The sequence below is a fragment of the Agrobacterium genomosp. 2 str. CFBP 5494 genome (genome assembly GCF_900013495.1).
GTDB classification, from domain to species: Bacteria; Pseudomonadota; Alphaproteobacteria; order Rhizobiales; family Rhizobiaceae; genus Agrobacterium; species Agrobacterium pusense.
On the sequence record NZ_LT009719.1, the window covers coordinates 408761 to 434205 of the forward strand.

Annotated in this window: 18 protein-coding genes; 5 read left to right on the forward strand and 13 right to left on the reverse strand. The window is 59.8% G+C overall.

Annotated features, from left to right (window positions below):
- The gene (locus tag AGR2A_RS16745) at positions 1-1842 is read right to left on the reverse strand and encodes a sensor histidine kinase (RefSeq protein ID WP_139786388.1); all 1842 of its coding nucleotides are present in this window, start codon (positions 1840-1842) and stop codon (positions 1-3) included.
- Positions 1843-2078: 236 nt separating this feature from the next.
- Between AGR2A_RS16745 and AGR2A_RS16750 the strand changes: the two genes are divergently transcribed.
- Positions 2079-3425, forward strand: a complete 1347-nt coding sequence (locus AGR2A_RS16750; RefSeq protein ID WP_004438672.1) for a dicarboxylate/amino acid:cation symporter — start codon at positions 2079-2081, stop codon at positions 3423-3425.
- A 182-nt stretch (positions 3426-3607) separates the two neighbouring features.
- Positions 3608-4045, forward strand: a complete 438-nt coding sequence (locus tag AGR2A_RS16755; RefSeq protein ID WP_004438669.1) for an EamA family transporter — start codon at positions 3608-3610, stop codon at positions 4043-4045.
- Positions 4046-4084: 39 nt separating this feature from the next.
- Here AGR2A_RS16755 and AGR2A_RS16760 read toward each other — a convergent pair whose 3' ends face one another.
- A complete protein-coding gene (locus tag AGR2A_RS16760; RefSeq protein WP_035208105.1) occupies positions 4085-5437 on the reverse strand; it encodes an aspartate aminotransferase family protein in 1353 nt (450 codons plus the stop codon).
- A gap of 36 nt (positions 5438-5473) precedes the next feature.
- Positions 5474-6208, reverse strand: coding sequence for an SDR family NAD(P)-dependent oxidoreductase (locus tag AGR2A_RS16765; RefSeq protein WP_004438662.1), 735 nt, complete (start codon positions 6206-6208; stop codon positions 5474-5476).
- 231 nt (positions 6209-6439) lie between these two features.
- Here AGR2A_RS16765 and AGR2A_RS16770 point away from each other — a divergent pair, with 231 nt between their 5' ends.
- Positions 6440-8086, forward strand: a complete 1647-nt coding sequence (locus tag AGR2A_RS16770) for a GNAT family N-acetyltransferase (RefSeq protein ID WP_080823226.1) — start codon at positions 6440-6442, stop codon at positions 8084-8086.
- Between the two features lie 57 nt (positions 8087-8143).
- A complete protein-coding gene (locus AGR2A_RS16775; RefSeq protein ID WP_080823227.1) occupies positions 8144-9298 on the forward strand; it encodes an amidohydrolase in 1155 nt (384 codons plus the stop codon).
- Positions 9299-9326: 28 nt separating this feature from the next.
- On the opposite strand, the gene AGR2A_RS16780 is transcribed toward AGR2A_RS16775, so the two are convergent.
- From AGR2A_RS16780 to bcsN, 5 genes are all read right to left on the reverse strand, one after another.
- On the reverse strand, positions 9327-11654 hold the full coding sequence (locus AGR2A_RS16780; protein ID WP_167378222.1) for a cellulose synthase: 2328 nt from the start codon (positions 11652-11654) through the stop codon (positions 9327-9329).
- On the reverse strand, positions 11645-12700 hold the full coding sequence (locus AGR2A_RS16785; RefSeq protein WP_004438650.1) for a glycosyl hydrolase family 8: 1056 nt from the start codon (positions 12698-12700) through the stop codon (positions 11645-11647). Before AGR2A_RS16785 ends, AGR2A_RS16780 begins: the two co-directional genes overlap by 10 nt.
- Positions 12697-15186 (reverse strand): cellulose biosynthesis cyclic di-GMP-binding regulatory protein BcsB, encoded by a 2490-nt coding sequence (locus AGR2A_RS16790; protein ID WP_080823228.1) that lies wholly within the window; start codon positions 15184-15186, stop codon positions 12697-12699. Before AGR2A_RS16790 ends, AGR2A_RS16785 begins: the two co-directional genes overlap by 4 nt.
- Entirely contained in the window at positions 15183-17372 is a 2190-nt protein-coding gene (gene bcsA / locus AGR2A_RS16795) for a UDP-forming cellulose synthase catalytic subunit (protein ID WP_004438642.1), read from the reverse strand. The genes AGR2A_RS16790 and bcsA overlap by 4 nt, the downstream gene beginning before the upstream one ends.
- A gap of 67 nt (positions 17373-17439) precedes the next feature.
- Positions 17440-18429 (reverse strand): cellulose biosynthesis protein BcsN, encoded by a 990-nt coding sequence (gene bcsN, locus AGR2A_RS16800; RefSeq protein ID WP_167378223.1) that lies wholly within the window; start codon positions 18427-18429, stop codon positions 17440-17442.
- Between the two features lie 336 nt (positions 18430-18765).
- On the opposite strand from bcsN, the gene AGR2A_RS16805 reads away from it, so the two are divergent.
- Positions 18766-19947, forward strand: coding sequence for an AGE family epimerase/isomerase (locus AGR2A_RS16805; RefSeq protein WP_080823229.1), 1182 nt, complete (start codon positions 18766-18768; stop codon positions 19945-19947).
- Positions 19948-20000: 53 nt separating this feature from the next.
- Here AGR2A_RS16805 and AGR2A_RS16810 read toward each other — a convergent pair whose 3' ends face one another.
- Genes AGR2A_RS16810 through AGR2A_RS16830 form a run of 5 tightly spaced genes read right to left on the reverse strand, consistent with a single transcriptional unit; the run spans position 20001 to position 25430 of the window.
- On the reverse strand, positions 20001-20963 hold the full coding sequence (locus AGR2A_RS16810; protein ID WP_004438632.1) for a glycoside hydrolase family 26 protein: 963 nt from the start codon (positions 20961-20963) through the stop codon (positions 20001-20003).
- Between the two features lie 13 nt (positions 20964-20976).
- Positions 20977-21480 carry a DUF995 domain-containing protein gene (locus AGR2A_RS16815; RefSeq protein WP_004438628.1) on the reverse strand — a complete coding sequence of 168 codons (504 nt, stop codon included), beginning with the start codon at positions 21478-21480 and terminating at the stop codon, positions 20977-20979.
- 14 nt (positions 21481-21494) lie between these two features.
- Positions 21495-23426, reverse strand: coding sequence for a glycosyltransferase family 2 protein (locus AGR2A_RS16820; protein WP_080823230.1), 1932 nt, complete (start codon positions 23424-23426; stop codon positions 21495-21497).
- Positions 23423-24406, reverse strand: coding sequence for a UDP-glucose 4-epimerase GalE (gene galE / locus AGR2A_RS16825; protein WP_072493575.1), 984 nt, complete (start codon positions 24404-24406; stop codon positions 23423-23425). Before galE ends, AGR2A_RS16820 begins: the two co-directional genes overlap by 4 nt.
- A 1-nt stretch (position 24407) precedes the next feature.
- Positions 24408-25430 (reverse strand): UDP-glucuronic acid decarboxylase family protein, encoded by a 1023-nt coding sequence (locus tag AGR2A_RS16830; RefSeq protein ID WP_004438618.1) that lies wholly within the window; start codon positions 25428-25430, stop codon positions 24408-24410.
- Positions 25431-25445 lie beyond the last annotated feature (15 nt).

Consider the following 25445-nt stretch of genomic DNA (forward strand, 5'->3'; position numbering starts at 1 on the left):
TCATGCTCGCTTCAGATATACGGAAAAACACGTGCCTGCCTCGCCACTCGTCACCTCAATGCGCCCGCCATAGTCCGAAGCGATATCGTTTGAGATGACAAGGCCAAGGCCGAGACCGCCCTCCTTGGAGGTATTGAAGGGTGAAAAAAGCTGGGCACGGATGGCTTCCGGAATGCCCCCGCCATTGTCGCCAACCGAGATTACAACCGCGTCGCCCTCTTCGCGAACACGCACCTCCACCCGGGCCGTATCAATCGCTTCAGTCGCTTCCAGCGCGTTTTGCAGAAGATTGATGAGGATTTGCTCCAGCCGGATGCGGCTGCCGAGCACTTTTAGATCCTGATCGGGCAAGACAATATCGAGCGCGTCCATCTGACCGGAAAAACGGCTGCGCAGCAGCATCACCGCGCCTTCGATGACGGTTCGAACACTGACAGGTTCAGCGCCGGTTCGGCCCTTGCGCGCGAGTATCTTCAGATCGCTGGTAATCGTGCCGATACGCTCGGTAAGGGCGGCAATGTCCTCAAGATTTTCACTGGCTTCAGCCAGACGTTCACGCTTCAGCAGAGTGCGCGCATTATCGGCAAAGGCGCGGATTGTCGCCACAGGCTGGTTTATCTCATGCGCCACGCCAGCCGCCACCTGCCCAAGAATGGAAAGGCGGTTGGCCTGCACCAGCTCATGCTGGACATTGCGCAACTCCCCGGCGGTCTTTTCGTGCAGGGCGATTTCCGCCTGAAGATGATCGCGCGTCTTCGTCAGATCGCGGGTTCTCTCCTGTACCTTAAGTTCAAGCTCGGCGCGGGCCCTTTGTTCTTCTTCCTTTTCTTTCAGAGCCTTGTGCCTGCGCCACAGCCACAGCGCCGAAAGCGCAATCAGCGGCATGAGCGTCGCCAGCGCCACCGCCCTGCCCTCGCGGATGGCGGCATTCAAAGCGGGTGCGACGGGCTGAAGATAATGCAGGGTCCAGGATGTCGTCGGCACCGGCATTTCCAGCCGAAGATAATCGCCGCGTTCGCGCCCCGGCTCATCAACGTGGATGAGCGGAACACCGTCGCCCAGTGATCGAGCCGTTCGGAAAGGCAGCGTCGCCAGCGCCTCATTGCCGAATTGCAGGCTTTCGGAAATGGTGTTTCGTCGCGCCTCGTCGATGGCCGCGACTGTCTTGAAGCGCCACTCCGGCACGCTCGTCATCAGCACGACACCGTTTCTGTCGACGACATAGACCGGCTTGCCTCCGATATTCCAGTCCGCTTCCAGCCGGTTGAACTCGACCTTGGCAATCACGACGCCAAGCGGCCGGCCATCAGCCGCATCGATCCGGCGGGAGATATAGAGACCTGGCCGGCGACTGACATTGCCGAGCGCATAATGTTCGGACATGCCAGTCTTCATCGCCGCCTGAAAATACTCACGGAAGGCATAGTTGGAACCGACAAAGCTGTCCGCCTGCCGCCAGTTGCTCGACGCGATGGTCAGGCCGGTCGGCCCGGTCACGTAAATAACAGAGGACTGGGTTCCTTCGATAAGCCCTTCAAGCTTTCGATTGAGCCGATCAAGAGCCGAAGAGCCGCCGCCATCGAGAGCGACGGCAAGATCGGGATCGCCGGAAAGAACCAGCGGAATAGCCCGCGGCCGCTCCAGCGCAACATTCAAAAGGGCGATCTTCAGTTCCGCATCGGTGGAGGCCTCGGAACCCGCCGCACGCAGGGCCTGATGGCGGGCAAATTCATCGGCGACAAGCAGCATGCCAAAACCGATAAGCAGCCAAAGCCCCGCGAGCGCCAGCCATTGCGCCCGTCGCTTCGCCTGGGAATGAAGTGAATTCTCTATCTGGCTCATAAGCCAATTGTGCGGATTTACGCACAGACCGCAAGAGTTTTTGTCCGGAATTCCGCACAGTCAACTGCCGCGTCTTCTATCCCTCCAAAAAAGAACTTTTTGAATCAGTCAGTTACGGCAAATAATCAAGTCTGGCATGCGTATTGCACATGACTCCACAATCGGCGCGAAGCCGTCAACGACACGGCGATCCCGGGAGGCCAATCAAGGCAGGGTGAGGCCGAGGAGGAAAAAACATGATCGATACGACAGCCGTGGCCGCGGGCCACGCCAAATTGCCATTCTACAAGCATCTGTATTTTCAGGTTCTGGTGGCCATCATAGCCGGTATCGCACTCGGCCATTTCTATCCGGCCTTCGGTGAAGAACTGAAGCCGCTCGGCGACGGCTTCATCCGCCTCGTCAAGATGATCATCGCGCCCGTCATCTTCCTCACTGTCGCAACCGGCATTGCCGGCATGAACGACATGAAGAAGGTTGGCCGCGTGGCTGGCAAGGCCATGATCTACTTCCTCGTATTCTCCACCCTTGCGCTTATCGTCGGCCTCATCGTCGCCAACACCGTGCAGCCCGGCGCGGGCATGAACATCGATCCGGCAACGCTCGATGCCAAGGCCGTCGCGACCTACGCCGACAAGGCCCATGAGCAGACCATCACCGGCTTCCTGATGAACATCATCCCAACGACCATCGTCGGCGCATTCGCCAGCGGCGATATCCTGCAGGTGCTGTTCTTCTCGGTGCTCTTCGGTATCGCGCTCGGCGTCGTCGGCGAAAAGGGCAAGCCGGTCACCGATTTCATGCACGCCCTGATGTATCCGATTTTCAAGCTGGTCGCGATTCTGATGAAGGCCGCCCCGATTGGTGCTTTCGGCGCCATGGCCTTCACCATCGGCAAATACGGCATCTCGTCCGTCACCAATCTTGCGATGCTGATCGGCACTTTCTACGTCACGTCCTTCCTGTTCGTGTTCGTGGTCCTCGGCGCCGTCTGCCGCTATAACGGCTTCTCCATCGTCGCGCTGATCCGCTACATCAAGGAAGAACTGCTGCTGGTTCTCGGTACCTCGTCTTCCGAGGCTGCCCTGCCGGGCCTGATGAGCAAGATGGAAAAGGCCGGCTGCAAGCGCTCCGTCGTTGGCCTCGTCATTCCGACCGGTTACTCCTTCAACCTTGACGGCACCAACATCTACATGACGCTGGCAGCCCTCTTCATCGCGCAGGCGACCGGTATTCACCTTTCCTTCGGCGAACAGATTCTGCTGCTGCTGGTCGCCATGCTCTCCTCCAAGGGTGCCGCCGGCATTACCGGTGCAGGCTTCATCACGCTCGCGGCCACGCTCTCCGTCGTGCCTTCGGTTCCGGTCGCCGGCATGGCGCTGATCCTCGGCATCGACCGCTTCATGTCGGAATGCCGCGCGCTCACCAACTTCGTCGGCAATGCGGTCGCCACCATCGTCGTCGCCCGCTGGGAAGGCGAACTGGACCAGGACCAGCTTGCCCGCGTGCTCAGCGGCAAGGAAGAATTCACCGGCATCGCCGATGTGGACCAGCTTCCGGCCTCGGTGCAGCCGGCAGAGTAATACGACCTCCCAAGGTCCTGCCTGCCCGGCCTCGTCCGGACAGGCCCCGCATGAAGGCCGGCGCGTCATCTCGATGTGTCGGCCTTTGTCGTTCAAGCAAGTCTCGGAAAACAGTTTTTATCGGACCGGCGATGCTGTAGGCCAGATCAGACAAGAACCGTGCGATGAATGGAGTGGCCCATATGAGAAACATTTTCCTGGCGTGGCAGTTCTGGGCCCTGTTATCGGCGGCATTCGCGGCTCTGACTGCTATTTTTGCCAAGATCGGCATCGAAAACGTCAATTCCGATTTCGCCACTTTCATCCGAACCATCGTTATTCTCGCTGCCGCAGGCCTGATGGTTTATATCACCGGCAACTGGCAGCAGCCTTCCACCATCTCGGGGAAAACCTGGGCCTTCCTCGTACTCTCCGGTCTGGCAACCGGCGCATCCTGGATATGCTATTTCCGGGCGCTGAAAATTGGCGACGCGGCCCGTGTCGCACCCATCGACAAACTCAGTGTCGTCTTTGTCGCCGTCTTTGCAGTGCTGTTTTTGGGCGAAAGGCTTTCGCTGCCTAACTGGCTCGGCGTCGTGTTGATCGCCTGCGGTGCGGTACTTGTGGCCTACCGGGGATAGGGCGGCCGGATCAACCGGCCGGCACAATTGCCAAAATTTTCAGCCTCGGGCGGCCGCAACCTTGTCGAGACCGCGCCTCACGCCAGCAAACAGCTCATCCAGTTGCTCCGCGGTAATAATCAGCGGCGGGCAGAAACAGATGGATTCACCGATTGGCCGGGTTATGACACCCTCCTCCTCAATGGCGGCGGCAAGGGCAAACGTCGTGTCGCCCGGCTTCATGCCTTCCCATGGCTTCACCTCCAGCGCGCCGATGAGGCCGATACCGCGCGAGGAATGAATGAGCGGGTGATCCGCAAGTGCCTTCAGATGATCGAGGAACCGGCCTTCGAGCCGCGCGACATTACCGACCAGATCGCGTTCCTGAATGATCTTCAGGTTTTCCAGCCCTACAGCCGTTGCGACCGGGTGGCCGGAGGCGGTGTAGCCATGGCCGAACGATCCGATACGGTCGGACTCATCGGCGATAGGCTGGTAGAAATTGTCATTCATGATGATCGCCGAAAGCGGCATGTAGGACGACGAAATCTGCTTTGAGACCACAAGCACGTCCGGCTTGATACCGTAGGTCTCGCAGGCGAACATCTTGCCCGTGCGGCCAAAACCGCAGATGACCTCGTCCACCACAAGCAGGATGTCGTATTTCTTCAGGATCGCCTGGACGCCTTCCCAATAGCCCTCCGGTGGCAGGAGAACGCCACCGGCGCCCATTACCGGCTCGCCCCAGAAGGCGGCGATGGTTTCGGGACCTTCGCGAAGGATCAGATCCTCCAACTCCCCGAGGATACGCGCGGTGAAATCCGCCTCACTTTCGCCCTCCTTCCCGAAATGCACATAGGAGGGGCAGGCCGTATGCAGCATGCGGTCCAGCGGCAGATCGAAACTCTCATGGTTGCGCGGCAAGCCGGTGATCGAGGCCGACGCAATGGTCACGCCATGATAACCCTTGATGCGGCCTATGATCTTTTTCTTTTCCTTCTTGCCCAGCGCATTCGAACGATACCAGACCATCTTGGCGACCAGATCGTTGGCTTCCGAGCCGGAGGAGGTGAAATGAACTTTCGACATCGGCACCGGCGAAAGCTCGATCAGCAGTTCGGCGAGATCAACGGACGGGCTATGCGTCTTGTAGGAGAAGGTGTGGTAATAGGGCAGCTTCTGCATCTGCTTTGTCGCCGCTTCCACCAGCCGCTGTTCACCAAAACCGAGCGCCACCGACCACAGTCCCGCCATTGCCTCGATATATCGCTTGCCACTGCTGTCGGTGACATAGATGCCCTCGCCGCTTTCAATCACCAGGCCACCGGTCTTTTCGAATTTGCGCAGATTGACATTGGGATGCATCTGATAGGCGATATCGCGTGCCTCGACGGAATTCGGCAGGATGGTCATCGATAATGGCTCCGTTTCGGTTGATTGACTGAGGCGTCAGACGTGCTGTCCGCCGTTGATGTGGATTTCCGCGCCGTTGATGTAGCTGGACTGTTCCGAGCAGAGAAAAAGGATTGTCTGCGCCACCTCCGCCGTGGTGCCGAGCCGCCCGAGCGGAACCTGGGCATCCACCAGCTCGGCCGTACCCGGAGACAGAATGGCAGTATTGATTTCCCCCGGCGCAATCGCGTTGGCGCGAACGCCCCGCGGACCGAATTCATGCGCCAGTTCACGCGTCAATGCGGCGAGTGCCGCCTTCGACGTGGCATAAGCAACACCGGCGAAGGGGTGAACCCGCGACCCGACGATGGAGGTGACATTGACGATCGAGCCCTTCGCCGCCTCCAGCTCCGGCAGGAGCGCGCGGGCGAGTAGCGCTGTTGAGACGAGATTGACATTGAGCACCCGCGTCCAGATATCCGCCGTCGTATCCATCACACCAAGGCGGCTTCCGCCTTCTCCCTTCGGCGAAATTCCGGCATTGTTGACAAGCGCCGCAAGCTTTCCTTCCGGCAGGCGTGAACGCACCTCATCTGCCAGGTCTTCTACGCGCGACAGGTCTTCCAGATCGGCCTGGATATGGCTTTCGCGTGCGGAGGGCCAGCGGCATTCCTCGGAAAAGGGCTGCCGCGAAACGGTCAGGATCCTCCAGCCCTTTTCCTGAAACAGCTTGACGGTGGCATGCCCAATTCCCCGGCTGGCACCGGTCAGAAGCATGTAAGGAACAGCCATAGAGAACTCCTGTGCCATGCGGATCGTTGAGCCGGCCTCGCATTCATCACGCATGTTAGAGCGCTTCGGCCGGGTGACAAGGGCTTTTTTGTCGCGGTGGGCGAAGCAAGGCCGCTCGCGGGCTAATCCCATTTGATGCGGGGGTTTCACCCGAACGGAATATTTGAAGCGGATCATTTGCCCATAAAATGAAACCTCCCGAATGTGTGATCTGTATTGGGAGGGGGACACATGCGCATCGACATCATTGACACCGACGCCGGCTTCGAGGCGGTTCGGGAAAACTGGGAATCGGTGTTCATGGCCGATCCCCATGCCCGGCATTTTCTCTCCTGGGGCTGGCTGCGCGATTACATGCCGCGGCGCAGGCGCTGGTTCGTTCTGGCTCTGAGGGAACGTTCGGAAGGCTCGCCCTATGTGGCGTTTTTTCCGCTGCGCATCGTCACCGAACCGGACAAGAAAACCGGCCGCTTTCACGACAGCATCGTCATGGCCGGCAATGCTGCCGCGGATTATACTGGTTTCATCACCCTGCCGGACTATGAAGATCACGCCGTCGCCGGTTTCTGCGCCTATATAAGACAACAGAACTGGACCGAGCTGAAACTCGATTATCTTTCAGGCCCGCCGGAACGGCGCGATGCCATGATCAGGGCGCTTCAGGGCCCGCTCGTCATGTTCCGCGACAATATGCCGACCAACCCCTACAACATCAACAATTGCATCTGCCCGGTCGTGACCCTGCCGGACACGTTTGAGGGGTATCTTGAAAGCCACATGAGCAGCCAGACCCGGCAAAAGCTCAGGCGTTTCATGAGAAAAGTCGAGGGCGGGGACGAATATCGCATCAGCTTCGCAACGAAAGACACCATCAAGCGGGACATGGACATCCTCTTCGATTTCTGGCGCATCCGCTGGGCGCCACATAAGGGCAAGGAACGCACCGAGCTCCTGATCGGCGCGACCCGCCAGATGCTGATGGATGTCTATATTCGCGGTGATCTAGAGGTACCTGTGCTGTGGTTCGGCGACCAGCCGCTTGGCGCGCTCGCCAACATCATCGATCGCCGAAAAAAATCTGTAATGTTCTACATCACCGGCCGCGACGAGAACTGGAAAACGCCTTCCCCCGGCCTCGTGCTGCACGGGCACTGCATCCGAAGGGCAATCGAGCAGGGTTTCAAGACCTACGACTTCCTGCGTGGCAACGAGCCCTATAAATATTTTTTTGGGCCGGAAGAGCAGAAGCTGAGCTGTACGCTGTTTCGCACCCGCTCGGGTGATAATCTCGGCGGCACGCTTCACCCGCGCAGTATCCGATTTGTCTACGAACAGGGTCTCAAATTTTACAAGGCGGGCAGGAAGGCTGCCGCAAGCATCGCCTTCAGCCAAGTGCTTGCCGCAGCGCCCGGTCATTCCGGCGCCCAATTCGGGTTGGCCAACCTGTCTCTTGATCGGGGCGAGTTCCGGGAGGCGGAAATCGCCTTCCTGGCGCTTCTCGCCAGCGGCCAGGACCCGGTTCTGCTTTGGCTCCGCATCGGTGAGGCACGGCTGGCGCAACAGCATTATCACGAGGCATCCGAGGCCTTCCGCCAGGTCACCAATCGCGCGCCGTTCCACCGCGAAGCGCTCTACAAATGCGCCGTTGCTCTCATCGCCGCCGAAAGAAAGATGGAAGGCGCCGAAATCCTTGAAAGATTGCAGCATTATCATTCGGACGAGGCCCAACATCTCGAATATGCGGAGAAGGCGCGGGCCGCGCTTGCGCGGCTGGAGCTGACGAAAACAAAGATCCCACTCCCTGCTGATGTCATCCCGCTCACCGTCAAACCGAAAACGGCGGGCAAGCGCTGGCACCCGCCAAAGGTTTTGCATTGAAGACAATGATCTGTAAGTTGCGGCAGCAAAACGCCGACCGACCTGCAGGGAATTTTGATGTTTCTGACAAATAAGGACATGCTCGATCTCATCGAGCTTCGCCACGATTTGCATCGCCATCCGGAAATTTCCGGAGAGGAGAAAGAAACCGCCCGCCGCGTCCGTGCCTTTCTTGAGCAGGCACCACCTGACCGGCTTGTTGCCGGCCTCGGCGGCCATGGCGTGGCGGCCGTCTATGACAGCGGAAGAAGCGGCCCCTCGGTTCTGATCCGCTCGGAAATCGACGCGCTGCCTATCCACGAAAAGGGTGAAGTTGAATATCGTTCGAGCGTCGATGGAAAAGGCCATCTGTGCGGTCACGACGGCCACTCCACCATTCTGACGGCACTGGCGCTTGGCCTTGCCCGCCTGCGGCCGGAGACAGGACGGGTCATTCTTCTCTTTCAGCCGGCGGAAGAAACCGGTGCCGGCGCAGCCGCCGTTATTGCCGATCCACGCTTTGCGGAGATAAAACCGGACTATTCATTTTCACTTCACAACCTCCCCGGCCTGCCCTTCGGCCATGTCAGCGTGGTGGAAGGGCCGGTCAATTGCGCATCGCGGGGCATCAAAATCACGTTAGCGGGCAAGACGGCACATGCTTCCTCACCGGAACACGGCATTTCCCCCATGCGGGCGATTACGAGGCTGATGCCCTCCCTGAGCGATCTCGGTTCCGGTTTTCCGCCGGCACCGGATTTTTCGATGGTGACGATCACCCACGCGATCATGGGGGAAGCGGCCTTCGGCATTTCCCCGGCTGACGCGGAAATCTGGGCGACACTCAGAACGCTGACCGACGACCGGATGGAAAACCTGTGCAACGCCGCGGAGACGCTCGCAAAAAGGGTGGCAGACGAAGAGCGGCTGGCGCTCAATATCACCTATGACGATATTTTCCTGCATTGCGAAAACGCCCCGGACGCCGTCGATCATATCCGGCAGGCGCTGGACGACGAGAAAATCTCCCACGGTTCCGAAGGTCTGCCCATGCGCGCTTCCGAGGATTTCGGCCGTTTCCGTGGCGTCTCGTCGTCGGCGATGTTCTTTCTCGGCGCAGGCCGGGACTATCCCAATCTGCACAACCCCGATTACGACTTTCCGGACGCACTGATCGGTATCGGTGCGCGCATCTTCATGCGCCTCATTCGCAATCTCACTGACGGGAAATAAACCGTGGCTGGCTGCACGCCGGCCGCTGTCAACCGCCTTGCGGACCGTTGCTCGGCCGGGCGGCGCGCACTGCCGCGAGCCCCCTGATGCCATCGCGATTGCCGATGGAGGCGAGGCTTTCGAATATCTGGGCGGCTTCCCCATAACGGCGCATGGCGAGATAGGAGTAACCGCGCAGCACCATCAGATCTGCACGCTCGTCAGCCAGCCGGGCCCGTTGGTCGAGGAGCAGAAGCGTTTCGGCATAACGTTTCGACTGGAAGGCGGAAACCGCGCGATCAGCAAGGATCGAAACCTGCAGCTCCGTGGCTCGCGGACGATCCATGCGCGATTTCGTCGCCGAGACCGCAGCATGATCCGTCAGCCCCATGCGCAGATAGGCGAGGCTCTGACCATAGGCCGCATCGCTTTTGACACTCGACTGGCCGCCGGCAATGGCGGCTTCAAAGGCTTTCAGCGCCTCGGCCGGTCTATTCGTCTCCATCAGGCACCAGCCGAGATCGAGCGCCTGCTGCGGCGGCAATCGCTGCGGATCAGGATAGGCGGCACAAGAGCGTGGACGCGAAGCCGTGTTGTTTGCTCTTTGCGCTGACGAAGACAGTCTCGCCTGCTTGCGTGACGGTTCAGGCGCCTGGACGACGGGTTGAACATAGGTCACCGTCCCTCCCTGCGCCGTCTGAGGCACGGGCGCTGTCTGCTGCGGGGCGGTGGCGAGAGGCGGCGCGGTTACCGCCACGGCCGGCTGGCCGGATTGATCCACCATGCGTACAGTACCCACATCGGCAATACGCTGCGAGCGACCCGCCCATTGCTGCTGAATGCCCCGCAGGCCAGCGAGGTTGCGCAGGTCGTGATAGCTCAGTGCCACGCCATAGGCAGACGGCTCATCATCCGCTTTCCAGCCAAGCGCAGTGCTGAACCATTGCAAGGCGAGCTGGCTCTGACGGAACGCAAGCGAATACCAGCCGAACTGTTGTGCCGTCGCCGCGTCCTTGCGCGCAACGGTTTCCGCTGCAATGCGCTGCAGTACATCCGGCGGCAGCACCACGGGCGGCTCCAGCGCGAGAAGATTGGCGGTTGCGGCAAGATAGGTTGCGAGCGCATCGTCGGATGTCGCGCGCCATTTGTACATGACGTCCTCGGCTTCACGCGGCTCGTTGCGGTCGATCAGCGCCAGCGCCAGCCCTTGCGAGGCCGACGCGCTGTCCTCTTCCTCTCGCGCCTTGCGGAACCACTTTTCGGCCTCCGCCATATTTTTCTGGCGAATATTATACCAGCCGAGCAGCAGCGCGTCGCTTGCGCGCTTTTCCGTTTCGGCAAGCCGTTCAAGCCGCATCAGATAGGCAGAAGGGACGGTGATCCCCTCTTTTTCTCCTGCCTTCGCCACGAACTGGCGCGCGAGATCGTTCTTGACCGGCTCGAATTCCAGCTGTCCATCGGCGCCGGGCTTTTCCTTGGCCAGAAGCTCACCCATCATTTCCGCCGGCAGCAGCGCGGATGCCTTTTGCACGGTGGCGAGCCTGTCACTTGCGACAGTGCAATTGTTGAGAATGTAGAGATAGGCGTCGCGCGCCCGTGTCATCCTGTCCGTATTGGCAAAGGCATCGGCAACCCGCCACAGAACGTCGACCTCGCTGCAGGTCAGCAGACCGGAATTATTGGCGGCCGTATCCACCACCGTCGCATATTGCTTGAGGTCAGACGCATTGATGAGGCGCTGACGCGCCTCGGCCAGAGACAGCATGCCGGTCAGGTTGTCCGGCGGCTGCCAGCCAGGCTCTGTCTGCTGGCGGTCGGCAATCGCTTTCCTGACCTCGGCATAACGGCCGTCGGTATAAAGCTGCCACATGGCATCGAGCTTCGCATCGCCATTTTCCGGAACAGCAAGCGGATCAGCCGGTGGCGTCCAGTTTGGGTAAAGCGTGCGAAGTCGCGCGATTTCGGCCTGAAGGCGTTGCGTATCGCCTCTCGCGGCGAAATAGCGCAATGCACTGAGATCGACTTCCGGCATATCACCCGACGCCGGCTCCGCCACGCGCGCGGCAGGCGCCTGCGCCGTCTGTGTTTGCATTGTCTGGGCGCCGGTCTGTGGCAACGGTCGCGGCTCGGTTGCCGGCACCGTTACCGGCGGAGTCGAGGACTGCGCTAACTGCGCCATCTCGCGATTCTTGACGAAAGCGTTGATTTGCGCCGGATTTGCCGCAGGAGATATCCGCTGCGCGGCGCGATTGTCCCCCACCGCGGAGGTGTGGACGTCCGACACGCGACCGAGAATGCTGTCACGCCAGTGGAAGGCGGCAAGCGCGACTAGAAGCAGGATGAGGGCCGAAGTCGATAGAGGCTTGTTCATCGGCATTCCCCGTTATTTCTTGCCAGAAACGACAATGCCAGAAGATGCAATGTGGAAGGATAATAAAGTGTTGGCTGAAAGCTCTTCAGTTCTTCCGGAACGGCGGCCCCGCCTGCGACACAGGCCGCAAGTGCCGGAATGATGCGATAGCCTGGATCCGACAGCACATCCTTGACCGCTCCGCTCTTCAGATCGAAAGTGCCGGCCGCACCGCTTTCCAGCGTCATGCCGTTCTTCAGCCGGTTGAGCAGCTCGGGCGAGCCCATATTCGCCCGAGAGAGATAAAGCGGAATGCGCACCGCATTGTAACCGAACTCCGGCGGGAAACCCGATGCCGGCTGGGCTCGCGTCCGCACCGATACCCAGTCGGCCGGTAGTTTCCTCTCGCCAAAGGCAAAGGCACCAATCTGCGTCACCCCGTCATCGGCTACCGCTTTCCAGAGCGGCGACGGCGCGACGAGATTGAGAACCGGGAAGGCCTCGAATATCAGATACGACGGATTAACCACCGGACCGTCATCTCGGTCTCCCTCGCCAAAACCGGTTGCAGCCGGCAGGAGCAGCGTACGGCCTGCGCGCTGAACCACGGTTTTTTTGAGGATGGCGGATGCCATGGCTGTGGATGCCTCGGCGTAATCCTGCCGATTCCATTGCCCGGCAGCCAGCGCCAGCGCATAGGCGATCAGGATATCGCCATCCGTAGCGTTGTTGATATCGGTCACATGCGGACGTGTGCGCGGATCCCATTTCCAGGCGGACAGTCCGTCATCCCGCACCAGCAGTTCGGTGCGTGTGAAACTCCAGATCAGCTCGAAATCGGCGAGGCTGTCGGACAATACCGCAAGCCACATGCCATAACCCTGACCCTCGCTGTGACTGATATTGCCGTTGCCCGTATCGATAATGCGGCCACCGGGATCGAGAAACGCACTCTTATAGGCCGACCATGCCTCCGGCGGGATCGACGCGGTGCGGCCCGCTGAAACGGCTGTCAGCAACGTCATGATGGAAAGGACGACAACACCGGCCAGTTTCGAAATTCCGCTCTTCATCGATGTCGCCCCATCATGCGCAGCATGGCAAATGTCGCGAGACCGAGGAGCGACACGAAACCAATGAAGGCCAATGAATAGGAGAGAACGTTAGAAGACAGCCAGTTGGCCGCAATCAGCCTGAAGTTCGAGAAGGAAAATGGCCGCGTACTATAAAGATATGGCCGTTCCACTTCGACGGTCTCGATTTTTTCAGCACCTGCGTCGTAAGCGGCGACACGCCCCGTGACGCCACCCCACCGGTTTTCACGCGTCATCGCCGCCATGCCTCCCAAAAGCTCTCCCGAACTTGGCGCGGTTGCGAGCGTCCAAACCCCTTCACCTGACGGGCTCAGTCCCTGGGCCAGCATGAAGGAAACATTGGCAGGCGGCGCATAGGGCTGCTCGGCTGCAGGCAGGAAGCGCAATGTATCCGAACTCAGGTCGAAGTTGCGCTTCATCCATTCCTCAAAGGACGAAACCTGGCCTTCCCAGATGCCGCCGTCGACCCGTTCACGCCAGTCATTAAAGAGGTTTTCACTGTTTTGGGCAGGCTGCTGAACACCGGCTCCCACTTTCCAGGAGATCTGGCTGGAGGGAACGAGATTGAACTGGCTGATCAAAGCCTGCGGAAATTGTGAGATCGTACCAACGAACAACGCGTCCCGGTCGCCGATTACCAGTGGCGACGCGACGGTCTCAATGTCGATCGGATGCCCCGCCACGCTCGCCAGCCGGCTGATGAGCGTGGCCGCCGCGGACATCGTGTCCGTGTCAAAACGATCAAGAGACAGGGCGACGGGAGTAGTCCCAGTGCGGTAGGGCTGCCCGGCGCCAGCCATGGCAGCGAGATCGGGTTTGCGACCAATCTGCGCATAGTCCGGAATATGAATTTCCGATGTGTCGAACAATGCAAAACGGGGCGTTGTGCTCGCTGGCGCACCCGGTGCGCAGGCCTGATCCTGCGCCGTCATCAACACCGCTTCAATGGTCACCTTGTTCGGACCCGGCTTGAAGTGCCGCATTGTCACATTGATCGGCAGATGTCTGAAAATACCCCCGCCATTATTGGAGATAGGCACGGTGGAGGCGATCTGGTCATTGACATAGATGTCGACATGGCTGCCGGGCAACACCTGCGAAGAATAGGCTGCATCCAGGAGAAGCGACGCTTCGCCATAGGCCGACGCATAAAAATCGGCGGGCATGCCGATGTAAAATTCATTGCGGAAACGCCGGCCGCTGAACTCGCTGCTTTCGATACCGAGTTCCGAAAGCGCGATCCGACGGTCCGACATGATCAGTGGCACATCGGGTGCGTGCCAGCTGCGCGTCGAAAAAGTGGCTCGCTGAGCGCCCGGTGTTCGCGAGATCGAGGAAAACAGCGTCTCTATCGCCGCTTGTACCGCCTGGGGGGTCGGACCGGTGACGAGAAGCGGCGACGCTCCGCCCGCGACGGCGCTGCCGAAGCCTGCGAAAGCGCCCGCTGATGCTTCAGGTGGCAAAGTTCCGGCCATGCCGGCGATTTCCCGAGCGGTGCCGACGAGGACCGACAGCGTTCCCGCTTTCCGTTCGACGGGAGGGGCCGTCACAAAACGGACCGTCTGGTTCGGCATCTGGGTTCTGAGCGCCAGCGCCTGCGAAAGACGCAGGAGAGAATCCGCAAATGCCGGATTGCCGAGCGCCGGTGCCACGATTTCGATCGACGTCGTCGCCTTGCCATCCGGTCCGGTCGCCTGGATGTCGTCGATGTTGGCGAAACTGCCCGCAACATCGGCGTTAAAGCCTATGAAGGTATTTGCCGGATCGACATCGGTCCATAGATCGTAAGTGGACTGGATCGTGCAATCTGTTCTGTGGCGCTGCTGCACCCCGAGCGACACGACATTCGCGCCGACCTGAAGGACACCGGGCGGAATTTTAAGGGAAATATTCCCCTGACTGTCCGGCGCCTCGATACGCGCTGCACCAAGCCCGACATTGTTCACGCTGACCTGAAAGTTCGAGCTTTCCGGGGCAACAACGATCGCGTTCTGATAACCGACATTAAGCGATACGGCTGCATTCACCTGCTCTGGCGTCAGATAGATACTCCATTGCCGCCGGTCCATTTCCCCCGAAAGGCTGAGCTTTTCATAGGGAAGGATATAGCGGCGGCGGCCATCGGCTGAAGAAGACGAGGCGCGCATGGAACCGGGTGAGATGCTTTCCCGGCGCGCGGGCACGGTCACCGGTGGAACCGGCGGCGGTTGGGCCGTCACGTCGGGGGAAGGCGCAGGCTGAGCCGTGAGGGGTGGCGGAACAGGTGGCTGCGCTGGCGTCCGGACCTCCGGCTCACGACGCGGTTCCACCGGAGAAATGGCGGGCGGCTCCGCGGGCTTTGGCGCGGTCTGGGCCGGCCTTTCCGGGGACATGTCGAAGGGGGATGACTGCGCAATGGCGCTCGTCGCGACTGCACCCCAGATCATTACTGTCAGCGACTGCCTGATAGGTCCGCGGCCGGTCATTTTACGGCTCCGGCAGGTTTGACGGCCTTGGAACCCGGCCGCAGCGCGCGCGCCAGATAAAAGAGACCACGCTGCGTCTGGAAGAGCGATATTGCCAGGAAGGTCGCCGTACCGCGAATAAGGCCGGGGTTCCTGCGTCGCACACGCTGAAACTCGCTCCATTGCTCGGAATTGGCAAAAATCAGGTCGGCGATAAGGCGGTGATCGACGGCCCGCTGTGGGGAGAAGGTGCAGCCGATCGAAATGAACCCCTCGCCTCGCACCGTCCGCACAATATTGAGAGGCATCGTTTCCGGCACGCCCTCGCTGTGGGGTTTGACCCTGACGATCGCAGTCTCGCCTTTTTCGACCGTGGTTGCGTTATCGAATAGATTGATGAGCAGACCGTGGACGGAAACATTGTCGATGGAGGCCGGCACCCAGGTGTCGCTGCCCTCAAGCTTGACCTCGCAGCGCCGCTTCACAGTGATGCGCCGCGAGGCGGACTTGTCGCCGCGTTCAGAAACCACCCCCAGCGCGCAACCGGCGAAGATGAGGTTCAGCAGGTTCCAGCCGCCGACCACGAGCGTGACATCCGCCTTGTAGGGCTCGCTGTAGATACGCCAGACGGCAAAGATCATCGCCACCACCAGCAATCCGAAAATCACGAAGAACGGCCGGCTGATTTCCGAGAGCCGCGCCTCAGCGATGGATTCATCCTTCGCCGTGACCTTGAAGGTTGGCTTGCCCGGATTGAAGATCACTGAAACGACGGCGGGCAGGAGGTGAACCGTCTGCACATATTCGTAGAGTTCCGATATCCACGGCCAGCGGAAACTGCCGTAGAGATAGTTCTGCATCATGAGGTTCACGAGCATGTAGGCGGCCGTATAGGCCAGAAACTCGCCGCCCGAGGCCACAAATATCTGCAGGTCGAAGAAAAGATAGAACAGCGGCGCAAACAGGAAGATCGTGCGCGGAAACGGAAATAGCCAGAACAGCGTCGAGGACATGTAGCAGAGGCGCTGTGTGAATGTGAGGCCACGCTTGAACAGGGGCTGACGGAAAATCAGGATCTGCATCATGCCCTGTGCCCAGCGGCTGCGCTGACCGATGAAGCTTGCGAAAGTGGCCGGCTGCAACCCGGCAATCAGGGGCTTGTCCACATAGATGCTGTTCCAGCCGCGGGAATGCAGTGCGAGGGCCGTTTCACAATCTTCCGTGATGCTGACACCGCTGAAACCTTCGGTATCCTGCAGGGCCTCGCGCCGCAGTACGGCGGCGGAACCGCAGAAGAAGGCGCCGTTCCACTTGTCGAGACCGCGCTGGATAATGCCGTAAAACATCTCATTTTCGCTCGGCATCGTCTCGAAGGTTCGCAGATTGCGCTCGATCGGATCGGGATTGACGAAGAAATGCGGCGTCTGCACCAGGAACAGCCGCGGGTCTTCTTCGAAATAACCAACGGTTTCCAGCAGGAAGTCGCGCGCGGGCGCGTGGTCGGCGTCGAAGACCGTGACGAGTTCGCCAGTCGAATGGGCAAGGCCGTTATTGAGATTTCCGGCCTTGGCGTGGACATTGCGCTCGCGCGTCAGATAACGCACGTCGAGGTCTTCGCAGAGCTTCTTCAGCTCTTCATGGCGGCGCTGCGCGGCCTGCGCTTCGACAATATTGGCGGCATTGCGCTTCTGCACCGAGCCCCCGTCGTCCAGCAGCCAGACCGTGAAGCGGTCTGCCGGATAATCCATGTTCTTGGCCGCCGCCAGCGTATTGGCCAGAAGCTCCGCATCCTCGTTGTAACTGGGCACGAAGACATCCACTGTCGGACGGTATGTGGGCGAGCCGGGCCTGGTCTTGCGCGACGGTAGCGGCATGGACACGATGACAAGGCTGAGCGCCAGCATCACCACGCTATACATTTCCGCCAGATAGAGCAGAAAACCGGGAATGAAGTTCTCAAGCTGATTGACGGGAGGCAACGTGCTTGTCGTGCGCCAGTAGACGTAACGAAGCACGATGGCCGTACCGAAACCGAGCGCCACCAGCCGCCAGACCCCCTGCCCGTTGAAGCCCTTGATCGTTGCGAGGAGAATAAGCGAGATTGCCGTTGCGACCAGGTGGGTCTGCAAGCTGACCGGCATCGTGATGATGGCCAGAACGCAAAGCGACACAAGCAACCAGACAATGATTGTGATGGCCTTGTTCATCCAGAAACTTTCCGTTCTCGTCCCCATCCGGAATTTCGGCCCGGAATCTCCGCTCTCGTCCCCGCCATCATCTGCATCCCTGGCCCGCCCCCGAACCGGAAAGGCACGATGGCGAGGGAATGGACACCTGCGGTACGCGCGATGATTGCTGTTGGCCTGTGACTGCCCCACCGCCGGCGGCGCGCGGGGCCGTCACCGCAGGCTGACCCGACGCACCCGTTGATACCGGCGAAGGAATGTTAACTGCTGCAACGGGCGGCGGCGGCTGTTGTTCCGGCTGGACCGGGGCAGTGGCCGCCGCACGACGAACCGGCCGGACCGACACGCTGGCGGTCACCTCGCCGCCGGGTCGCATCGGCACCTCTTCCGACTTTATCGGATAGACCGGATTGCCGGGACGGCCGAGATTTTTGTCCACCGCCTGCGGCGTGCCGTAGGGGTTCCAGCTTGGCGAGGCATAAGTCCCGGTGATGGTATAATTATACATCACTGCCAGAAGCCGCTCGATGCTTGCGCCGGATTGACAGAGGCGTAGCCGCACTTTGATGCGCCCCAGATTGCGGAAATCCTGCCGCATGCTTTCGGGGGAACGTATATCCTGCCAACCATAAAGGCAGGTATCCTCACCACGTCCCTTGCCAGCGGCATAGGAAAACGCGCCGTAACTGTTCTGCAGGTAATTTGCCGACATGGCGATGGTTTCACCGGGAAATTCCGCACGGATTTCCCGTGCGAGGGAGGAAGCCCTGAAACCGGTGAACGCCAGGGAATCGAGATCTGTATCTCCCGCCTGCTGCGGACCGAAGAACTCCGCCTTGAGATAATTCTGTCCCGGCGTAGTAGCCTCGGAACGCAATATGACCTGCTGCGCCACGGCATTGGAATAAGTACGGCTGACGACGGTAACGATTTCGGGACCGCCAGGCGGCGGAAAAATCAGCGCTTCGGAGGGGGACAGAAGCTGCGTCCCGCCGAACGACCGAACGCCCGCGGGAGTATTGCAGCCAGAAAGAACTGCAATGGAAAACAGCAATGAAGTATAGGCAGAAAATTTCACTGCCCTTCGCCCCTTTTTTTCCCCGACGCCGCCCAGATTAAAAGGAAACCGAATCACCAATGACCAGACCATTGTTACGAAATACGTGAGGACTGCGAATAAGCAATCGCAAATTTCCGTTGTAATTTCTGATAGTTTATGACCTGCGAATCGCTTTTTCGCTGCCGTTGGCGAGGGGAAAAAGGTGGAACCAATCACGCCGCTGCGGGTTGGCTTTGCGTCAGATCGATAATTTTTGCGGTTGCAGCGCAATATGCCACATGGTCTATTTGCCTCCATAGTTACGTATTTTTATTGATCTCAATTTATTCAACTGTAAAAACAGAGAGTTACCGCATGACCGTGCAATTTCCGAGTATCGCGCAGACACTTGCCGAGGAGATCGGAACATTACGCAAATGGCTGGATGAGGACGCCCTGCCATTGTGGTGGGAGGCGGGGTCAGCCCGGCCGGATGGCGGCTTTTACGAGCGTCTCGGTCAGGATGCGAAACCGGTTTTTTCCGATGACCGCCGCGCCCGCGTCCAACCGCGCCAGGCTTATTGTTATGCCGCCGCCGGCCAGCATGGCTGGCATGGCCCCTGGAAAGACGCAGTGTTGCACGGGCTGTCCTGGTTCGAGAAGGTCTATCGCCTTGAAAACGGCCTTTACGGCAACCTGGCCGACCAGACCGGAAAACTGATCGACCCCTCCTTCGATCTCTACAACCAGGCTTTTGCGCTTTTCGCCGCAGCACAGACAGCTGCGATCCTTCCCGAGCGGAGGAATGAGATGCGCAGCCGCGCGCTCGAAATCCTTGCCATTCTAGAACGCCACTACAGACATCCCATTGCCGGCTTCGAGGAGGCGAACCCGCCGCGCACACCGCTTTGCTCCAATCCGCATATGCATCTTTTCGAAGCGATGCTGGCCTGGGAAGAACAGGATCGTGACGGCCCGTGGTCGGCGCTGGCGGACGAGATTGCCGGCCTCGCACTTTCCCGCTTCATCGATGACGGCAATGGCGGCCTGCGCGAATTCTTCGCCCATGACTGGACGCCATACGAGGGGGAGAAGGGCCGGATCATGGAGCCGGGCCACCAGTTCGAATGGGCCTGGCTTCTGGCGCGCTGGGGCAGCCTGCGTGGAAACGAAGAAGCGATCAGGAAGGCAAAACGCCTGTTCGAGATCGGCGAAGACCACGGTATCTGCCCGCGCCGCAAGGTGGCGGTGATGAGCCTTTACGACGATTTTTCGCTGCGTGACGGGCTTGCGCGACTATGGCCACAGACGGAATGGCTGAAGGCGGCGGTGCGGCTTGCCAGTGTGACTGATGGCGAGGAGCGGCAGCGTTACCTTGCCTCTGGTCTGAGCGCCATCGGCGCGCTGCAGCCTTTCCTTGACACGCCGGTCAAGGGCCTGTGGTTCGACAAATGGCCGGCGGATCGGCCCATGCTCGACGAACCGGCGCCGGCAAGCACGTTTTACCACATCGTCTGCGCCATCTATGAGGCCGAGGCGGTGCTGGCAGCAGGGTGAGGAACGTCACGTACCGGGCGAGCGGCATCGCCGCTCGCCGGTTTTGATACCGGTCAAACCTTGGCCGGACGCACCACGCGCCAGTCAGGTCTGCCGAGATTGTGCGGCCAGGCATGAACATCCTTGTCATTGAAGTAGACGACTTCTTCCAGCTTCGGAAAATCCGCCTGTTTCAGCGTCACGTCGTTCATCCACGGACGAACATAGGAATCGCTGCCTTCATAACCCAGTTCGGCGACCCAGACTGGTTTGTCGAAGGTCTCGACGAGTCCGTAGCCCTTGCGCAGCAGATCCGTGAAGGTCTTCGGCGCGCCATATTCGATCTTGTCGTAATCCTCGAGGCCGAACACCGACAGACCGACCAGATCGGCGTAATTGTCACCGGGATAATAGGCCCGCAAACCATCCAGACCTTTCGGTGACCACATCACTTTCACACCCGGAACCGCCTTGCGCGTCATATCCACCACGCGCTTGTAGGCGGTGATGTAATCACGCGGGTTCCAGCCCGACCACGAGAAGCGGCCGGTCGTGTCTTCCATTTCCTGTCCCCAGCGCAGGATCAGCGGGCTCTTCATTGCCGACATGCGTGCGGCGATCGCCTGCATGTTCTTATCGTAATCGCCACTCAGAACCTTGCGGCGCAACTCGTCTGAAGAGAGGCGCCAGTTGACGTCCCACGACCAGGGTTCGACCGTGATCATCACATTGCGCTTGCGCTCCAGGGCATAGGCATCCGCAAGTGCGAGACTATCGAGATCCACGTCTTCCCAGGGCAAGAACAGGTGTTCCGTCGCCACCCCGGACTGGCCGGTGAAATCGCCGTGCGGATCATATGCGCCGAAACGTATTCCGTCCGCATGCAATGTCGGTCTTTTGTCGGCAAGTGTCTTCATGCCCGTCGAGGTCATGGGGGCGACACCTTGCGCGTCGAGCTTGAGCACCGGATACATTCCGGCGGTAAAGGCTGCGGCGGCACCACTCGCGAACAGAAGTGTTCGTCTTGTTATCTGCATGACACCTTACTCCTTACCTTGTTGCCGTCATCGCCTTGTCGTAGGCGGCGATCTGCGGCGTGACATCGTCCTTGCGGACGAGCTTGAGGAATTCATCGCCAGGGCGTGGCGGGTTGTGCCGGAACACGTACCATTGCCCGCCCTGTTTGCGCTGGTAGAGCACATTGCCGATGCGACCATGGTCGAAGCAGGTATCGGCCTTGCCGCTTCCCGCCTCGGCTTTCCAGGTGGCGCGCATGCACAATGTGCCATTGGCATCGACGGTCCAGCGGCCTTCACCGATGGACTTCTTGCCTTTTTCTTCCGTTGCAGCGATGAATTTACGGCCGTCGGCGATGAAGCGCCCGCCGCCCGTATCCCATTTCCAGGTCTTGTCGAAATACATCTCCACGACCTCGCTGGTTCTGAGCGGCTTCGGCGTCTTCGTGCCGCCTGCAGCATGGACGACGCTTGGCGCGACCACCGCAAGACAGAGTACGAAAGCGGAGAATCCGCATGTGCTTATTGTTGTTTTCATCACAGCCTCCTCCTTCATTGTCCGACCCTATTGTCGGCCAGCATGATCTCTCCGGTTGCCACCGCCGGCGGCGGCGCAACGATTGGTTCTGCCTGCATTTCCTGCGGCCCGCGCAGTCCAGGCAGTGCAATGCGCAGTTTCAGGCGCACCGACCTCGCACCTTCCGCGCCCGCACCTGCGACCGTGAACCGTGTTTCGGTAAAACTGACATAGGGTTGTCCATGCGAGAGAGCTTCCAGCCCACCAATCGCATGGGAGCTGAGCTCCGCAGCACTTCCGGCCACCAGCAGCAAGGAACAGGCGGCAGCACTTGCGCCGCCGCGCAGGGCCGGCAGCTTCGGCAAACCGTTTTCCCCTGCATGGCGGATGAGCAGGAACACCGACAGGCCCGCATAGATCGCCACATTGATGGCAGCGAAGATAAAGAACCCCTCCGCGCCGTTTTGGCGCGGCGCCAGAACCATGGCAAGAAGGCTGAGCGCCGCGAGGACCATGTATGGTGCGACTACCCGCAGCGGCAGCGGCGGTTTTGCCTGCGTGCCCTTGGGCGTGATGCGGAAATCGACAAAATCGCCACGGATCGTGTCACGTATGGCCGCCAGCACACCCATCAGCGACCATGGCCAGCGCAGGAACAGGAACACCATGGCCTCCCAGCTGAAAAGCTTCGCATCATGCGGACGGAACGCGCCCGTGGCCCGCCAGAAGAAAGCAAACAGGATCATGATCAGCGAAACCGGAAGGAAATGCGCCAGAAACGCCGGATAGGATGCGTTGACCAGCACATGGCCTCTCACCAGCGCCACGGCCGGAAGCACGAACATCAGAGCCATGAAGCCGGAGAACAGCGGATACCAGAGTTGCGAAAACAGGAACTGGAACTTCAGTCGCGCGGGCAGCTTCGGCACGTAATGTCGTGAATACTGCAGCAGAATGGTCATAAGGCTGCGCGACCACTGGAACTCCTGCACGATGAGATCGGCAAAGGTCACCGGCCCGTCGCCATGGGCGATAGCATTGACGGCGTGGACGCCGCGCCAGCCGCCGGCATTCATCAAAAGCGTGGTGGAATGATCTTCGGCAAGCTCCGGCCCGAGGCCGCCCACCTCCCGAAGAGCCTTCGTGCGCACGGCGTAATGCGAGCCGATGCAAAGCGGCGCCCAGCCATTATTGTATCCCAGCTGGAGCGCACCATGCAGGCTTGCTTCAGCAAAAAGCCTGCCGCGTGCGGCCCAGCTTTCATTGGCATTGGCGTCGCAAATGCTTGGGGCGGACACATATCCAATCCTCGGATCGGCAAAGGGACGGATTACCTCGCTCAGATAGTCGGGTTCCGGCACGTGGTCCGCATCGAACTGGGCGACAAAATCATAACGCTCGTAACCGTAACGGTCGTAAAAATAGGCGAGATTGCCCTCTTTGCAGCGCGTGCGCCGCGGCCAGGTCTTGCGGTGATACTCGGCAATGCCCTGTCGGGTGGAAACGAAAACGCCGTGCGCGCCACACCATTTCAACGTTTCCGCATCCGGGGCTTCATCGGCAAGCCAGACGTCGAACTCCAGACCCTTCTGCTCCAGCATGGCCAGCAGTGTCTTTTCCACTACCGCGAAAGGTTCCGACGGCGCTTTGGTGACCACCATCGCTACCCTGCCCCGCGGCAGAGGCGAGCGCTGGTCAACAACCCTCGCGTTGAGAAATATGAAGATGAAATAGGATGGCAGAAGCGTGATCCACGCCAGCGCCAACGTGACCACGGAGTAGTAGGGCCAGTCGATGACGCGATCTCGATCGAGCCACCAGATCCAGAAATAGGCGAGCGTCACCAGCCAGCCACCGATGCCAAGCAGGTAGGCAAGGCGGTTCCAGCCTGTGAAAACCGGCAGCATCCGCAACACGCCTGCAGCGGCGCGGGGGGATGCGACGGAGGGCGTGGAGCGCATCGTCATGACAGCACCTCCAGTCCAAAACCGGGACCGGCCGTACGGATGATAGTGTCTATATCGGAGCGCCTGGGCGCAAAGCCGAGCGTCTGCCTTGCGCGTTCTATATCGGCGAACAGCGCCGGAGGGTCTCCTGCGCGCCGTGCGCCAAAATGAACAGGGACTTCCTGCCCCGTCACGCGATGGATTGCCCGAATGATGTCACCGACCGATGTGCCGTGACCAGAGCCGAGATTGACACGCAACGTCTCGCCGCCATCGGCAAGATAGTTGACGGCGGCGACATGGGCATCGGCCAGGTCACTGACATGGATATAATCGCGAATGCAGGTACCGTCACTGGTATCGTAATCGGCACCGAACACATCGAGTTGCGGCAGCCTTGCGGCAGCGGCCATCAACGCACGGGGAATCAGATGCGTCTCCGGTTCATGACGTTCGCAAAGCTCGCCATCCGGGTCCGCACCGGCGGCATTGAAATAACGCAGCGCAACGAAACGCAGACCATAGGCCGCGGCATAGTCGTCTAGCGCCATCTCGAAGATCAGCTTGGTGCGGCCGTAAGGATTGACCGGCGCCTGTGCCGTCTCCTCACGGATGGGCAGTTGCGGCGGCACACCATAGGTGGCGCAACTGGACGAAAACACCAGTCCGCCGATATTCTGGTCAAGACAGGCGTCCAGCAGCGAAAGACTGCCGCCGACATTGTTGCGGTAGTATTTGCGTGGATCCTCGACGGACTCGCCGACATAAGCGTTGGCGGCACAATGAATGACGAAGGCTGGCGAGAATTCCTGGAGCGTGGCTTTCAGCAGACCACGATCAAGAATGTCGCCTTCGATAAAGGGACCCCAGCGGACCGAATCCGCGTGACCGGTCGATAGATTGTCATAAGCTATGGGCTTGAAGCCGGATTGCGCCAGCGCCTTGCAGATGTGGCTGCCTATGAATCCGGCCCCGCCCGTGACGAGGATTGTGCGGAGCATCTCATACGGCCTCCGCCACTTTCCGGCCCGCCAGCAACGCATCGAAATAGACGATCGTTCTTTCAAGGCCGATTTCGAGCGGTACACGCGGCTGCCATTTCAGCAGCTCGTTTGCCCGCGAAATATCCGGACGACGCTGCTGCGGATCATCGATCGCGGCAGGCAGATGGACGATGCGCGAGCGAGACCCTGTCATCCGGATAACAATGTCGGCCAGCTGCCGCACCGGAATCTCTGCGGGATTACCGAGATTGATCGGCCCGGTGCAGTCTTTCGGTTTGGCCGAGAAGCGCAGGAAGCCATCGATCAGGTCATCGACATAGCAGAAAGAACGGGTCTGGCTGCCATCACCGTAAATGGTGATGTCGTCCCCCTTCAGCGCCTGGACGATGAAGTTCGAAACCACACGGCCGTCGTCAGGGCGCATACGCGGCCCGTAAGTGTTGAAAATGCGTCCGACCTTGATATCGACACCGAAAGTGCGGTGATAATCGAAAAACAGCGTTTCCGCGCTGCGTTTCCCTTCATCGTAGCAGGCGCGCGGCCCGATTGTATTTACATTGCCGAAATAGGTTTCTGGTTGCGGATTGACGTGGGGATCGCCATAGACTTCCGAGGTCGAGGACTGCACCACGGTAGCACCGCATCGGCGCGCGACTTCCAGCACATTGACTGCGCCGAGTACATTGGTGAGAAGGGTACCGACGGGATCGCGCTGATAATCAGGCGGCGAAGCCGGAGAGGCAAAGTTGAAGATCAGCGAAACATCGATGTCATAGGGTTTGCGCACATCGTGCTCCACCATCAGAAACCGCTTATTGTTCCGCAAATGCTCCACATTCGCGGTACGGCCGGTCGAAAGATCATCGAGACAGATCACCTCGTGACCGCTGCTCAGCAACCGCTCGCAGAGATGGGAGCCCAGGAAACCGGCGCCACCATTAACGAGCACCCGTTGCCCGGGTTTCCAATCTGAGTAAATGGTAACGCCGTTATCATGTTCGTTGGGAACGAAATTACGCATAACACACACCTCCCC